This is a genomic window from Phocaeicola fibrisolvens, assembly GCF_025567125.1.
Taxonomy (GTDB): domain Bacteria; phylum Bacteroidota; class Bacteroidia; order Bacteroidales; family Bacteroidaceae; genus Phocaeicola; species Phocaeicola fibrisolvens.
In genome coordinates this window covers 18,406-34,817 of sequence record NZ_JAOQJI010000027.1, presented here as the reverse complement: position 1 = coordinate 34,817, position 16,412 = coordinate 18,406, and the positions used below count along the sequence as shown (strand labels likewise).

General features: G+C 43.3%; 10 protein-coding genes. 8 read left to right on the top strand and 2 right to left on the bottom strand.

The features are described from left to right. Positions 1 to 40: 40 nt before the first annotated feature. Both OCV81_RS11480 and OCV81_RS11475 read right to left on the bottom strand, forming a co-directional pair. Positions 41 to 1,498, bottom strand: a complete 1,458-nt coding sequence (locus OCV81_RS11480) for an aminoacyl-histidine dipeptidase (protein WP_022354772.1) — start codon at positions 1,496 to 1,498, stop codon at positions 41 to 43. Between the two features lie 30 nt (positions 1,499 to 1,528). Next, positions 1,529 to 2,536: a lysylphosphatidylglycerol synthase transmembrane domain-containing protein gene (locus OCV81_RS11475; RefSeq protein WP_148330122.1), complete on the bottom strand. Its 1,008-nt coding sequence runs from the start codon at positions 2,534 to 2,536 to the stop codon at positions 1,529 to 1,531. A 75-nt stretch (positions 2,537 to 2,611) separates the two neighbouring features. Between OCV81_RS11475 and rsmA the strand changes: the two genes are divergently transcribed. The 8 genes from rsmA (at position 2,612) to OCV81_RS11435 (ending at position 16,267) form a co-directional block, all read left to right on the top strand. After that, the gene (gene rsmA / locus OCV81_RS11470) at positions 2,612 to 3,415 is read left to right on the top strand and encodes a 16S rRNA (adenine(1518)-N(6)/adenine(1519)-N(6))-dimethyltransferase RsmA (RefSeq protein WP_022354770.1); all 804 of its coding nucleotides are present in this window, start codon (positions 2,612 to 2,614) and stop codon (positions 3,413 to 3,415) included. Positions 3,416 to 3,469: 54 nt separating this feature from the next. Continuing rightward, positions 3,470 to 4,810, top strand: a complete 1,341-nt coding sequence (gene mgtE, locus OCV81_RS11465) for a magnesium transporter (protein ID WP_022354769.1) — start codon at positions 3,470 to 3,472, stop codon at positions 4,808 to 4,810. 304 nt (positions 4,811 to 5,114) lie between these two features. Continuing rightward, positions 5,115 to 6,920, top strand: a complete 1,806-nt coding sequence (locus OCV81_RS11460) for a DUF349 domain-containing protein (RefSeq protein ID WP_148330121.1) — start codon at positions 5,115 to 5,117, stop codon at positions 6,918 to 6,920. Between the two features lie 439 nt (positions 6,921 to 7,359). Then, positions 7,360 to 8,970 carry a fimbrillin family protein gene (locus tag OCV81_RS11455; protein WP_148330120.1) on the top strand — a complete coding sequence of 537 codons (1,611 nt, stop codon included), beginning with the start codon at positions 7,360 to 7,362 and terminating at the stop codon, positions 8,968 to 8,970. Positions 8,971 to 9,000: 30 nt separating this feature from the next. Continuing rightward, the gene (locus tag OCV81_RS11450; RefSeq protein ID WP_148330119.1) at positions 9,001 to 10,956 is read left to right on the top strand and encodes a fimbrillin family protein; all 1,956 of its coding nucleotides are present in this window, start codon (positions 9,001 to 9,003) and stop codon (positions 10,954 to 10,956) included. Between the two features lie 111 nt (positions 10,957 to 11,067). After that, positions 11,068 to 13,785: a TonB-dependent receptor gene (locus tag OCV81_RS11445; protein ID WP_148330118.1), complete on the top strand. Its 2,718-nt coding sequence runs from the start codon at positions 11,068 to 11,070 to the stop codon at positions 13,783 to 13,785. 28 nt (positions 13,786 to 13,813) lie between these two features. Continuing rightward, positions 13,814 to 15,208: a DUF5689 domain-containing protein gene (locus OCV81_RS11440; protein WP_148330117.1), complete on the top strand. Its 1,395-nt coding sequence runs from the start codon at positions 13,814 to 13,816 to the stop codon at positions 15,206 to 15,208. Positions 15,209 to 15,226: 18 nt separating this feature from the next. Next, complete coding sequence (locus OCV81_RS11435) at positions 15,227 to 16,267, top strand: endonuclease/exonuclease/phosphatase family protein (protein ID WP_148330116.1); 1,041 nt, start codon at positions 15,227 to 15,229, stop codon at positions 16,265 to 16,267. The last annotated feature ends 145 nt before the right edge of the window (positions 16,268 to 16,412 follow it).

Sequence of the window (16,412 nt, the reverse complement as noted above, 5' to 3'; positions counted from 1 at the left end):
ACCTGATTCTCTCCACATCGATATTTTTTAAATCTAAAAGTTATTTCTTCGGTGTATTTTCCAGTGTGGCAATCAAGAAATCATAGAATTTCTTCACCGACGGCACGTGGCAACGTTCTTCTGGAGTATGCGGACATTGCAACGTCGGACCAAATGAAATCATATCCAATCCCGGCACAATGGCACCAATGATACCACATTCCAGTCCGGCATGAATTACCTTCACTTCCGGTGCTTCTCCAAACTGTTCCTTGTAGGCATCCTTCATGGCATGCAGAATCGGAGAGTTCACATCCGGTTCCCAACCAGAATAGCTACCAGAGCGCTCTACATGCATTCCTGCCATAGAGAAGCAGCTTTCAATGGCTGTATTACGGTAATCCTTCATGGATTCGCGCGAACTACGTGTCAGCACTTTAATCGTAGCTTTTCCTTTGCCGATTTCCACAATAGCCAGGTTGGAAGAAGTCTCTACCGTATCTGGAATCGTCGGAATAAACCGTTCTACCCCATCCGGGCACGCATAAATGGCATCCACCAAGTTATCACGAATTTCATCAGGTACCATCATCTTCGGCAAGTCCACCCGTTCAGCCGTAAAGCTCAGGTTGTCTTCGATGGTGGCAAATTCATCGCGCCATACCTGCTCACATTCACCCACGAATGCCAGCACATCGTCTACTTCCGAAGCCGGTATGGTTATCACGACTTCACAATCACGCGGAATGGCATTGCGCATGTTTCCACCTTCCCATGATACCAGACAAGCCTCATCGTAGGCAATCACCTGGTTCATGAAACGTGCCATCAGCTTGTTGGCATTGGCATGTCCCCAGCCAATCTGAATACCGGAATGGCCACCCCGCAAGCCTTTCAAGGTCACTTTCAGTGCCACGTCTTCCGGATCGGTTTCTTCTTCCTTGTATTCCAATGTAGCAGTCAGGTCTTCCCCACCTGCGCAACCTATATAAAGTTCACCTTCTTCTTCCGAATCCAGGTTCAAAAGGATATCTCCTTCTACAGTGCCCTGCTTCAAACCGAAAGCACCATACATTCCTGTTTCCTCATCGGCTGTAATCAAGGCCATCAGCGGACCATGTTTCAACGACTTGTCTTCCATAACTGCCATGATGGCTGCCACTCCCATGCCGTTATCTGAGCCCAAAGTCGTACCTTTGGCCTTCACCCATTCACCGTCCACATAGACCGGAATAGGATCTTTCTCAAAATCATGCTGCGAATGTTTGTCTTTCTGAGGAACCATGTCCATGTGAGCTTGCAAGATAACCGCCTTCCGGTCTTCCATACCCGGAGCAGCCGGCTTGCGATAAATGATATTTCCGGCTTCATCCTGAAATGATTCCACACCCACCTGCTTACCGAAATCCAGCAAGAAGGCCTGAATTTTTTCCAAATGTCCCGACGGACGAGGAATTTGAGTCAACGAATAGAAATGCTTCCACACATTCTGCGGAGCCAAAGAAAGAATTTCGTTCATATTATTATCTGATTTTATCCGAAAAGCAAATCACTTCCCGGCTTGTTTCTTATTTACCAGCGGCAAAGCCACAAGGCCATAAATACCTAGCAAAATTAATAAAAAGGTTTGAATACCGTGCACCAACAGGGCAAATATTCCTGCATCATCCTTATCTACTCCGTACATCATCATCATGGTGATAACCGCAAAATGCCACGGACCGGCCCCATTGGGAGTGGGCACAGCCACCGCAATACTTCCTACTACGAACATCACCAGCCCCGGCATCCAGCCCAGCGAAGCAGAAAAGTCGAAACAATAGAAACTGACATAAAACTGCAAGAAGTAGCAAGCCCATATACCTATAGTATATAAGGTAAAGAGCCATGGCTTTTTCACATGACGGAGGGAGAGGCATCCGGCCCACACATCGTTCAAGATGCTCCGTACTTTCGTGAAAATAGCCAGTTTACGTATCAGGAAGAAAGCCAGCACTCCTGCGGCAAACAGGCAGGTCAGGGTGATGTAAAAATTAGTAGAAGTGAAAAGCCCCGTAAAGAATCCCATATTCGTACCCGTTTTCTCAAAGAAAGCCGCAAAAATACGCGACTGAAGCAACAAGGTTACCACCGTGATCAGTATCACACAAATACTGTCGATGAGCCGTTCGGTTACCACCGTACCCAAGGACTTGGAAAAAGAAACCCCGTCGTACTTGGCCAAAATACCACAGCGGGAGACCTCTCCCACACGAGGCACCACCAGATTGGCCGCATAGGAAATAAACACCGCGTACACGCTGTTCGACAATTTAGGGTATTCTCCCAAGGGGGCCAATGTCAGATTCCAGCGCCATCCACGAAACAGATGTCCAAACACGCCAAAGACCAGTGAAAAGGCCATCCAGCCGTAATTCATTCCTCCGTCGAGCACACTCCACACCCGTCGGAAATCGAAATCATGGTAAGTCCACCACAGAATGGCAGCTCCCAACACCAGTGGAAGCGCGATTTGGCAGGCTCTATTTATTATTTTTTTTAAACCTGTTCGTTCCAAAATCAATCGGTATATAAAGATTTATGTTTAACTTTGCAAGATACAAAGATAATACGAACATTTAAAACCTGAGGCATGAAATTAGTAAAACCTAAAAAGTTTTTAGGACAACACTTCCTGAAAGACCTGCAAGTGGCACAAGACATCGCCGACACGGTGGATGCCTGTCCGGCACTTCCCGTCCTCGAAGTAGGCCCCGGAATGGGAGTTCTCACCCAATATTTGCTAAAGAAAAACCGTCCGCTCAAAGTCGTGGAACTTGACTTTGAATCGGTAGCTTATCTGAGAGAGAATTTTCCGCAACTGGGAGACCACATCATTGAACAGGATTTCCTGAAGATGGATCTCCAGCAACTTTTCGACGGCCAGCCTTTCGTATTGACCGGAAACTATCCCTACAACATATCCAGCCAGATTTTCTTCAAGATGCTCGACTACAAGGACCTGATTCCCTGCTGCACCGGCATGATTCAAAAAGAAGTGGCCGAGCGTATTGCTGCTTCTCCGGGAAACAAGACCTACGGCATTCTGAGCGTACTGATACAAGCCTGGTATAGCGTAGAATACCTGTTTACCGTCCATGAACATGTGTTCAACCCACCCCCAAAAGTAAAGAGCGCCGTCATCCGCATGACACGTAACGAGACCAAGGAACTAGGTTGTAACGAAACACTCTTCAAACAAATAGTCAAAACTACGTTCAACCAGCGGCGCAAGACACTCCGCAATTCCATTTCGTCTATTTTGGACAAGGGAAACCCGCTCAGTGCCGACCCCATTTTCAACAAACGCCCGGAACAACTATCCGTTCAAGAATTCATCGACCTGACCAACCGGGTAGAGAAAGCATTGAAAGGCACGACAGAAAACGCCGGGTAAAGGTATACAAGAAATTACAGACTACGATAACAACCCTCATCAGGAGCTAAAAGGATGAACACCGAAGAACTAAAACTAGTCACAGAACTGATTGAGAAAAAAGACTCTGATCAGTTGAAGGAGGTCCTTAAAGATCTTCACCCGGCCGATATAGCCGAACTGTGCAACGAACTGGACGCAGAAGACGCCCGCTTCATCTACCTGCTGCTGGACAACGAAACTGCAGCCGACGTACTGATTGAAATGGACGAGGATGCGCGAAAGAAATTCCTCGAGATTCTCCCGTCGGAAACGATTGCCAAGCGCTTCGTCGACTACATGGATTCGGACGATGCCGTCGACATCATCCGAGAAATGGATGAAGATAAACAGGAAGAAGTGCTTTCACACATTGAAGACATCGAACAGGCAGGCGATATCGTCGACCTGCTGAAATACGACGAAGATACTGCCGGTGGTTTGATGGGTACGGAAATGGTGATTGTAAACGAAAACTGGAGTATGCCCGAATGCTTGCGAGAAATGCGTCTGCAAGCCGAAGATATGGACGAAATCTATTATGTGTATGTTGTAGACGACGACGAACGTCTGCGCGGCGTATTTCCTCTAAAAAAAATGATTACCAGTCCTTCGGTATCAAAAGTGAAGCACGTGATGAAAAAAGATCCGATATCCGTCCATGTGGACACTCCCATTGAGGAAGTGGTACAGACCATTGAAAAATACGACCTGGTAGCTGTACCGGTGGTCGACAGCATCGGCCGTCTGGTAGGGCGTATCACTGTCGACGACGTAATGGATGAAGTGCGTGAACAAGCCGAACGCGACTATCAGTTGGCATCCGGTTTGTCGCAGGATGTAGAAACTGATGACAACGTATTCCGCCAAACCACTGCCCGTCTGCCTTGGCTGCTAATCGGAATGCTCGGAGGTATCGGCAACTCCATGATTTTGGGAAATTTCGATACCACCTTTGCGGCTCACCCGGAGATGGCACTTTACATTCCCCTTATCGGAGGTACAGGAGGAAATGTGGGAACACAGTCATCCGCTTTAGTGGTACAAGGACTGGCCAACAGCTCACTGAATGCAGAAAACACTTTCAAGCAAGTACTAAAAGAGTCTGTGGTAGCCGTTATCAATGCGACCATCATCTCTATGCTGGTATACATCTACAATTTCATCCGCTTCGGAGCCACCGCCACAGTAAGCTATTCTGTGTCCATCAGTCTGTTTGCCGTAGTCATGTTTGCCTCCATATTCGGCACATTGGTTCCCATGACTTTAGAAAAACTGAAAATTGATCCAGCCATTGCAACCGGACCGTTTATCTCCATTACCAACGACATCATCGGTATGCTGATGTACATGGGAATCACCGTATTACTTTCTTAGACTTTTAAAGAAAAAGTACAAAGGCGTTTGAAGAAAAATGTGAAGATATTCTATTTCAAACGCCTTTATGTTTTCATCAACATAGCAAAACGTTTCCCTTGGCATCCAAAAGCATTTTTCTGATATCAAAAAACACTGAAAACCGTCTTTTCTCTTCTTTGTCAATCATAAAAAATCATCTTTTTTTTGCAGTTTTTGTCTGAAAAAGTATGAAAATCAGATTTTATTTCTTTAATTTGTAAGAGTCTTTTCTAAAATAGAGACATTAATATAAAAGAATTATACTCTTTAAAATCTATATACGATGGAAGTAAATGAAACCAACCGCCCATTAACCGAGGCTCCAATGGAAAACACTATTGAAACTCCGGTTCCTACTGTTGAAGAAACTGAAAAGGAGATGTACACACCTAAACAAACATTGGAAGAAGTGGTGCAACGCCTGAAGGAAATCAACGAAAAAAACGACCTGACAGACAAACAGGAAATCGATTCACTTAAACAAACATTCTACAAACTACAAAAAGCCAAAACAGAAGCGGCACGGAAAGCTTTCATCGACGGGGGAGGAAAGGCAGAAGACTTTATCCAGGAAGCAGAACCTGCAGAAGAGGAATTCAAAACTGTCATGAATGCCATCAAAGAAAAACGAAATGCCTTGGCAGCTGCACAAGAGAAAGAAAAGGAAGAAAATCTGACCAAGAAACTGGGTATCCTGGAAAGGATGAAATACTTGACAGAATCACAGGAAGATACCAACAAGATTTATGATGAGTTCAAGAAACTCCAACAGGAATGGAACGAAGTTGGACAGATACCTGTAGCCAAAGTCAACGAATTGTGGAAAACTTACCAACTCTACACAGAAAAATTTTACGACATGGTAAAGTTGAACAATGAGTTCCGCGAATATGACTTTAAAAAGAATCTAGAACAAAAAACACGCTTGTGTGAAGCTGCAGAAAAACTGGCTGAAGAACCCGATGTCATCTCAGCATTCCACCAGCTGCAAAAGCTACACCAAGAGTTCCGTGCCATCGGCCCTGTGGCCAAAGATTTGCGCGAAGCAATTTGGACACGCTTCAAAGCTGCTTCCACAGTAGTCAACAAACGTCATCAGCAGCACTTTGAAGAACTCAAGGAAAAAGAACAGCATAATCTTGACCAGAAGACCGTAATTTGCGAAATCGTGGAAGGCATGGAATACGATACGTTTACCACTTTTGCCGATTGGGAAGAAAAGACCCAGGAAATCCTGGCCCTACAAGCCAAATGGAAAACCATCGGTTATGCACCTCAGAAAATGAACGTCAAGATATTCGAGCGTTTCCGTGCAGCTTGCGATGAATTTTTCCGCCGAAAAGCCGCCTTCTTTAAATCCGTAAAGGAAACCATGGCAGCTAATCTGGAAAAAAAGAAAGCTCTCTGCGAAAAGGCTGAAGCCTTAAAAGACAGTACCAACTGGAAGGAAACTGCCGATATTCTGACCAAACTCCAGAAAGAATGGAAAACGATTGGACCGGTAGCTAAGAAACATTCTGATGCTGTATGGAAACGTTTCATCGGTGCTTGCGATTATTTCTTTGAACAAAAAAACAAAGCAACATCTTCACAACGGACAGAAGAAGTGGAAAATCAGGCTAAAAAAGAAGAGGTCATCAAGCGTATGGCCGCATTGGAAGCATCTGGAACCTCCGACGAAGCAACTGCGGAACAAGTACGTGCCTTGATGAAAGAATGGAATTCCATCGGCTTTGTACCTTTCAAGGAAAAGGACCGCTTGTACAAAGAATTCCACGGACTTGTGGATAAATTATTCGACCGTCTGCACATGTCGGCCACAGAAAAACGTTTGAGCAGTGTACGCACTGGAGGAAACAAAGAAAGTAACCTTTATCGTGACCGAGAACGATTGGTCCGCACGTATGAAGGATTGAAAAACGACATTCAGACATACGAAAACAATCTTGGCTTCCTGAATTCTTCTTCAAAGAAAGGAAGCACATTGGTAGCTGACATCACACGCAAAATTGAACGCCTGAAGAAAGACATGGAACTTGTATTGAACAAGATTAAGGCCATTGATGAAAGCCTGAAAGAAAAAGAATAATTACATAAAGGAGATAATTCCTTTTTTCATACTCCCGTTTCTGTTGATTGTTATAAACAGAAACGGGATTTTTTATATTCCACAAAAGACATAAATTATCTTTCACATTTATTTTCACATAAAGAATGACCAATCCCTCAAAGAAGACATCTCATCCTCTTTTCACTCAGATAAATCTTGAAAAATTATCAACTATAAATATCACATTTTACTCAATATTCATCATAGTGTCATAACTACATGAAAAAATTGATTTAAATAGCAATAAAACATGAACATTTTGAAAAAACCTCATTAAACATTTTCCTATTTCAAGAAAAAAGTCTAAATTAAACCCAAAATTTGGGAATAAATATCCACACAACACATGGCAAACAAATAAAATAGTAGCAAAACCTTATTCCGAATGATTAAAAACATAAAATAAACTATTCTTAATATGAAAATGAAATCATTACTAGGGATTATGCTTTCCCTAAGCATTCTGCCCGCTTGTCAGAATGACGAAACAAGTATCATCCAGAACGAAGTGAACAAGTATGGAATCACTTTCACTTCCATCATAGATGATTCCAATGCTTCACGAGCCTACGACGGATCATGGGAAACAAACGACGTGATCGGGCTTTTCATGCTTTCACACGAAGGACAGAATATGGTGAGTGGAAATGTGCCATATATTACGAAAAGTGGGAACGGTTATTTTACTGGACTGAACACTTCCATGAACTATCCGGAAGATGGAAGTGCAGTTGATTTCATTGCATATTACCCTTACAGTGAACAGGTCAGCGACTATAAAGCATACCCTATAGACTTGAGCAACCAAACTACACAAAATACCATCGACCTGATGACGGCTACAAACCTGACGGGACGCAACCAAACTTCTCCACAAGGAAACCTTCAATTCAAACACTTGCTGGCCAAAATGGTGTTGAACCTGAAATCTACAACCGGCAGTTCATTAAAAGGTATAAAAGCATCTATTAATGGGCTGAAAGTGAAAGGTACAGCCAATCTTTCCAGCGGTATCATTACGGCCACCAATGAAACTGCTACCATCTCTTTCTATATGAACGAAAACGGTACGCAGGCTGAAGCAATCCTACTTCCGCAACCCCTGACCGGGAAATTAAAAATTCAGCTGGAACTGAACGGACAGACTAAAGATATTGAAACAACGGTTACGGGAAACATCGAACAAGGAGCCAAATATATTTGCAATGTCAATATAAATTATAAAGGGGGAGAAATCACAACCGATCCTCAGGCAAAATATACAAGATGGACAGAAACACCATTGATTACCGAGTCTCAACTGGCCAAATCAAATATAAAATACATTACTCATTACACTGGAGAGTATTACCCCAGCAACACATTCAATGGAACTGAAATCCGAAATTACAGCATGCTTTATGATACCGATTTAAAGATAGCCTACTGGGTAGCTTATCCTCTGTGCAACTGGTACGTAAATGGAAGCGGAAAACGTACTGATGCATGGGACTATGACCCTCAATTATCTAAATCACTACAAGCCAACCTGTCAAGTTCATATCCTGCCAACGATTATGACCGAGGACACCAACTTCCAAGCGGTGACCGCCTGCGGTCAAACGCCATCAACAGCCAAACGTTTTACTACACCAACATGACTCCCCAAATAGGCAAAAAACTGAACCAGACTATTTGGGCAGATCTGGAAGATGCAGTCAGAGGATGGAGCAGCGCAACAGATACATTGTATGTCGTAACAGGAGCTATGCCTACAACCGCCACCGACCAGACTATCCAATATACTACTGACCGCGACGGAAATAAAATAGCCATACCTAAATACTATTTCAAGGCACTTGCACGAAAAGTAAACGGACAATATCAGACTGTAGGCTATAAGTTAGACAACATTTCGTACAGCGACAGAAACTTTAACATAGGACTTGTATCTGTCAAAGAATTGGAAGAAATGACTGGCTTTACATTTTTCCCAGATAAACCGGAAATCACTGAAAGCATAAAAAGCCAAAAGACTGCATGGAAATAATCTAATCATGTTCCTTATAAATATACAATTATGAAGATCTCGAATTTACTGTACATGGGGGCATTATCAACCCTAGCTCTAGTGAGCTGTACAAACAACGATGACAACAGCGAATGGTACGGAAGTGAAGGTATCGTCTTTACTACTGCCATTCAGTCAAGAGTATCCGGCAACACTTGGAATGCGAACGACGAAGTAGGTATCTACATGATGAACGCAGGAGGTACTATTGATGCAGCTACTGCACAAAACAAGAAGTACATTGCACAAACCAACGGTACACTGACAGCAGCTTCGGGCAATGGCATCTACCTTCCGGAAAGTGGAAGTGTAGACTTCATTGCATACTATCCTTATACCACAAGCGTAAGTGGTAACAAAATTGCAGTCAACGTATCAGACCAAAGTAAACCAGCCGCCATCGACTTGATTTACTCTAACGGAACTAAAGGAGTAGCAGCAACCACATCTTCCAACATCAGCCTGACGTTTACTCACAAATTGTCGAAAATGACCATCAACGTATCAAAAGACGCCACAATTGAGACTTTGAACGGACTGACTATCGACATGAACGGAATCAGTACAGAAGGAGAATTCAATTTAGGCAATGGAACGTTGACTGCTACCGCTGGCACCAACCAGAAAGACGTGGCCATGAATGTGAATGCAGAAGGTACAACCGCCACTGCAATCATTCTCCCAACCGCAGCCTCTACCGATCAGACTGCTGTGACTTTGAAATTCAACCTCGCAGGTAAATCATACACTTATACCCTAACTGATGCTTCAATCTTTGAAGAAGGCAAAAACGTTACCTTCAACGCCAACTTGTCCATCAACAATGGCAAACCAGTAGTAACTGTAGGTACAGCAACCATTGAAGATTGGACTGAAAAACCAGGTGGAGATATTAATGTAGATTTTGATGGTGAAGTTCAACCAGGTAAAGAAACCGTAGTATTAGATGAATCATTCGCTACCAGCCAAGGAAACTTTACCATTGAAGATAAACAACTTCCGGAAGGAGGAAGTTATGTTTGGAAACATGACGCAGGAACAACCACAGGAGGAACTCCTTATTACTATATGAAAGCCAGTGCATTTATCAGTGGTGCCAAAGCATCAGAAAGCTGGTTGATTTCTCCAGAAGTAGATTTGTCTACCGCTACTACTGCCACCCTGAGTTTCATGCATATCATTAACCATGCAGGTGATATGAAAACTCAACAGACCTTATGGGTTACCGAAACATCTACAGAGAACTGGCAACAAGTAGCGATTCCAAACTACCCTGCTGGAAACAACTGGGATAAAGTTTCTTCAGGAAATATAGACTTATCTGCTTATACTGGCAAAAAAATCAAGTTTGCCTTCAAGTATGTAAGTACAACTGCGGCTGCAGCTACATGGGAAGTTTATGATGTGAAAGTCATTGCCAACGGAGAAGGTGGCGGAACAGTTACACCAGAACCGGATCCAGAACCAGGGACGGAAACTGGAAATGCAGACTTATTTATTTCTGAATATGTAGAAGGGTCAAGCAACAACAAATACATTGAAATCTATAATCCGACTAACGAAGTAATCGATTTGTCTGCTTATGCAATTGATTTAAATACAAATGGAGGAGCATCGTGGAGTAAAGATGGCACAGGATATTCAAATTATAGCGAACTATCTGGAACCATTGCAGCAAAATCAACCATAGTTTACAAAAATAGTAACGCTACAATTTACCCAGGAGAAGCTACTGTTTGCAACGCAATCAATTTCAATGGAAACGACCCGGTTGGTTTATTCAAAAATGGAGTCCTTATCGATATTATTGGAACATTTAATGGCGGTAGCGCTGATTTTGCTAAAGATGTGACTTTACGTAGAAAGTCTAATGTGACAGCGCCTTCTTCTACGTATAATGCATCTCAATGGGAAACTCTTTCCAAAGATGATGTGAGTGGATTAGGAAATCACACTATGGACTAATATTTTCATTTTGAATTCCTCTAAAAAGAGAACATGAAAAAGCTTTATAAAACTTTTTCATGTTCTCTTTTAACCCCTTATAAATTACACTAAACTAACAATTAATTTTTTATGAAACACAAATTACTGTTCTTCATGGCATTCTTCCTTCCTTACCTTGCCTTTGCACAAGGAAATGTGAACGTGAAAGGAAGTGTGATCGGAGCAGTAAGCAATGACCCCGTTCCCGGAGTCATCGTGACGGTAAAAGGACAAAACCGTCAAGTTAGAACCGACGCGGATGGAAACTTTACCATCCGGGACATCAAGCCGGGAAAATACGTCATTCAGCTTAACTCCGTAATGATTACGCCCAAGAGTGTATCCATTGAAGTAGAAGACTTAGGCGTAACTGAACTAAAACCTATCCGAGTAACTGAACTGAACGCCAACGAAGATGTATCCATGATTGGTATCATTGATGCAGGCATGGTAGACGATGATGTAGAAACTTCCGGCCAGGATGTAAGTTCTACCGTTATTTTATCTAACGATATTTTCCTGAACAAGGCGGCTTATCAACTGTCACCAGCCCGTTTTTCTCCACGCGGCTACAACAGCACACAAGAAGTGAAATACATCAACGGAGTAGAATTCAACGACCAAAACCGAGGTGTCTTCAATTATGCATCAGTGGGAGCGTTGAACGATATGACCCGCAACGGAGACGTGACAAACTTCACCGCACCTTCTTCTTTTACTTTTGGAGAACTGGGAGGGACCGAAAACATCAACATGCGGGCTAGTACTTACACTCCAGGTGGAAAGTTAACTTTAAGCTACACGAACCGAAATTATTATCTCCGGGGTATGTTTACCTATTCTACCGGATTAAAAGACAACGGATGGGCGTTCACAACTTCCATCGGTGGACGTTATTCCAATGAAGGTAATATCGATGGTACATTCTACAAGAATGTTTCTTTCGCTTTTTCTGCCGAAAAGCAATGGCTGGGTGGAAAGCACAGCCTGTCTATGGTGGCTTTCGTTTCGCCTGTACAACGCGGACAGCAAGGAAGTTCCTACCGTGAAGTATATGAACTGACAGGAAACTACCTTTATAACCCGAACTGGGGATATCAGAACGGAAAGAAAAGAAATGCCAAGGTGGTAACGGCCTTCGACCCGACAGCTATTATTTCACACATTTGGAAAATCAATGACAACATGACGCTGACCACAGGCGTAGGAGCACACTATGCCCGTTATGGAAATACAGCATTGAACTGGTATAATGCCCCAGACCCACGACCGGATTATTACCGTTATTTGCCGTCATATTTCGAAAACGAGGAAACACAGGCTAGATACAAAGCCTTATGGAGCAGCAATCAAACGGATTTTACTCAGATTAACTGGAATGACTTGTACCTGGCTAATGCCAACAATATCCGTAATGGCAATGGAGCTGCTGTCTACATGGTAGAAGAACGCCGCAGTGATTTATTGGAAACCTCATTCAACTCTACCCTGAATGCACACATGAGCCGACACTTTGACATTACGGCTGGCATAGGGGCAAGATATACCCAGTCACGCCAATTTAAAACCGTAAACGACCTCTTGGGAGCCGAATACGTATTGGACATCGACAAGTTTGCAGAACAGGATTTCTCCGGAGACCCGGATAAAATACAAAATGACTTGAACCGTCCACAAAGAAAGGTGTATGAGGATGGCATCTTCGGTTACAACTACAACCTGAACATTTACTCATTGAACGCATGGGTAGTTAACCAGTATCATTCACGTTATTGGGACTACTATTATGGTATGAAACTGACTTATACCAGTTTCCAGCGTGACGGTAAAATGCGTAACGGACGTTATCCTGACAGCTCCTTCGGAAAAGGTGCACGCCACCAGTTTACCGACCTGACAGTAAAAGGAGGATTGACCTATAAATTCAACGGACGTCACATGATCAATGCCAATATCAGCTACGGAAGCGAAGCTCCTCTGCCCAACGAAGCGTACGTATCACCACGTATCACCGACCGTACAATCGATAATATGAAGAGCGGACGCATTCTCTCTGCTGATATCAACTACATCTTCTCTACTCCTCACCTGGCCGGACGTATCGGAGTATTCCAAACCAATTTCTACGACCAGATGGAACGTAGCAGCTACTACGATGGCATTGAAGGAACATTCATCAACCACGTGCTTTATGGAGTGAATCGGATCCACAGAGGAGTTGAACTGGGAGCTACTTATAAAGTAGATGACCACTGGAGCTTTGACTTGGCCGGCACCGTGGGTGAATATTACTATAGCAATAATCCGGACGGTATAAAGAATTCAGAAAACGGAAAAATTGTCGCACAAGAAAAAGTATACATGAAAGATGTATATGTGGGTGGAGTTCCACAAATAGCCGGTACATTCGGAATTCGTTACTTCATCAACTATTGGTTCCTGGGAGCCAACCTGAATGGATTTGCACGCAATTACATTGAAGCAGCACCACTCCGCCGCTTGGCATCAAGTTACACTTCTGTCACACCGTATAACCAATACTACGATGCTTTCAAACAACTGACTACACAAGAACGTTTCCCAGCAGCCTATACACTGGATTTATCTGTAGGAAAAATCTTTTATCTACCTGGAAAACAGTCTATCAACTTTAATCTCTCTCTAAACAATGTACTGAATAAAAAAGACATTTGTACTGGAGGATATGAACAAGGCCGTTTCGACCTTGAACATCCGGAACGCTTTGGAGGAAAATACTATTACATGCAGGGAATCAACTGCTTCTTGAATGTCAGCTACCGTTTTTAATCAATAACTTACATAAAACTCAGAATATATGAAACTCTTAAAAAATATCAGTCTGCCACTCATTGCTTCACTCGCTCTTTTTGCCTGTGAACGAGACTACGACGCTCCTCTCCTGACAGAACCTGAATATACAGGCCCGTCAGCTAATATTACGATTTCCGAACTTCGCACACAAACGGCTGCGGCTACTGAAGACACTCCTGTCATCATTTCGCAAGATCAGGTACTGAAAGCAGTAATCACCGGCAACGATGAATCGGGAAACATCTTCAAGAAAATCTACCTGCAGGATGAAACGGGTGCCATTGAAATGGAAGTAGACCAAAGCAGTGTATACAATTACTACCCGGTAGGTCAGACCGTTTATGTAGACCTGAACGGACTGAGCATCTCCGTATATGGTGACGAACAGCAATTGGGTCACCCGCAAGGCTATTTGTATCGAACTCCATGGGAAGATTTTGAGAAACACGTAAGTAAAGACGGATGGGCTAATCCCGAAAATGCAAAACCTCTTGTAATCGATGACATCAGCACCATCAATACAAACCCTGATGCATACAAATTCAAACTGATTCAATTTACTGGAGTAACTTTCCAAAACGGAGGAACTGGAATCTTCGCTCCTGAAAGCGGTTATGGTGAAGAAAACATTACCGACAGCCATGGAAATACACTCATGATTCGTACCAGCAACTATGCCAGCTTTGCTGGCAACAAACTGCCAACAGGAAAAGGTAACGTAACAGGTATTTTAGGACGATTCAGAGGTACATGGCAGCTCACGCTACGCACTGCCAGCGATGTCAGCGACTTTACTGGAAGCAGTGAAGAAGGTGGTAATGAAGGAGGAGAACAAACACCCAGCAGCGAAAAAGTGCTATTCCAGGAATCTTTTGGAACTCCTGAAAAGAGCGGGAACTACTGGCCTTACCTCAGCGATTATAAAGGATTTGACAATCCTGCCAGCATGTTTGAGAATACTTCGGAAGAAAAAGCCTCTGTTCGTATCGTCAGCAACCTTACCAATGTTTGGTTCCCAGGAAATAAGGACGTAGCTATTGCCATTAAAGGTATCAATGCACAAGGCAATACCTCTGCAACATTAGAATACCAGGTAGGCGCTAACGTATATAATGCTGGTGAGAAACAGGATTTGAACACACTGAAAGTCAAATGCAACGGACAAGAGTTGAGTATCCCGAGCAAAGAAGTTACAGGCGATGCCAAGCAAGGAAACACTCCTTTCAAGATGACTATCGAAAATGTCACAGTATCCGACAATACGACCTTGGAATTCTATTGCACAACTACTGACAACGCCTATGGATTGCGCCTATACAATGTAAAACTCTATGTTCCAGGTAGCAGCACCTCCGGCAACGAAGAAGGAACCACCATTGAACCCACACCCGAGCATTAATACCAAACAACAGAAGTTATGAATAAACGATTACTCATTTTCACTTTGTTCATCGCTTGTGTGTATACTCTCCGTCTGTCTGCACAAGACAGACTGGGAGTATATGCAGCCGCATTCTATAACTTGGAAAATCTTTGGGACACAATTGACGACCCCAACAATAAAGGTGACGATGATTTCACACCTGAAGGAAAATATGAATGGACTCAGTCCAAGTATGAACAAAAATTACAGAACATTGCCAAAGTGATTTCTCAGCTAGGAAAAGATTATTGCCCGGCTGGTCCTGCCATCATCGGCGTGGCTGAAGTAGAAAACCGAAAGGTATTGGAAGACTTGACCCACACAACTCCTATCGATGGAATGGGATATGAAATCGTACACTTTGAGTCACCCGACCACAGAGGTATCGACGTAGCAGCATTATACAACCCAAAATTGTTTAAGCTAATTGACGCACGTACTTATCCCTTCCACAAACCGGATATGCCCAACTACAAGACCCGTGATATCTTGTTGGTAAGCGGTATCTTGGCAGGAGAACCCTTCCACCTGATTGTCAATCACTGGCCTTCACGCTACGGCGGTGCTGCCTCCTCTCCGCTAAGAGAATTTGCAGCCAGCATCGTGAAGCATATCGGTGATTCCATCCATGCACAGAATCCGGAAGCCAAGGTGCTGATTGTGGGTGACTTGAACGATGACCCATATAACAAAAGTTGCAGTGAGGTACTGGGTGCCAAAAAAGATATCAAGAAAGTAAAAGCTAACGGATATTACAATGCCACATGGAAACTATACGACCAAGGTATCGGCTCTCTTTGCTATCAGAATCAGTGGAATCTGTTCGATCAGCAGATAATATCCGGCAACCTTATTGGAAAAGACCGTACTACACTGAAGTTCTGGAAAAGCGAAGTATTCAACCGTCCTTTCCTTATCCAACAGGAAGGAAAATACAAAGGCTATCCGCTCCGAACCTTCTCTGGTACAACTTTCCAAAACGGTTTCAGTGACCATCTTCCTACTCTGACTTACTTTGTCAAGATAATGAAATAAAATATTTACCATAAAAAAAGCCGTTCCAGACTTACTACTGGAGCGGCTTTTTTATTTCAGTAAACCTTCCTTTTATAACGACTTCCAAACTGGCCACGAAAACTCGCTTACTATTCCGCAGTAATTGCCCTCAAACAAACAACAC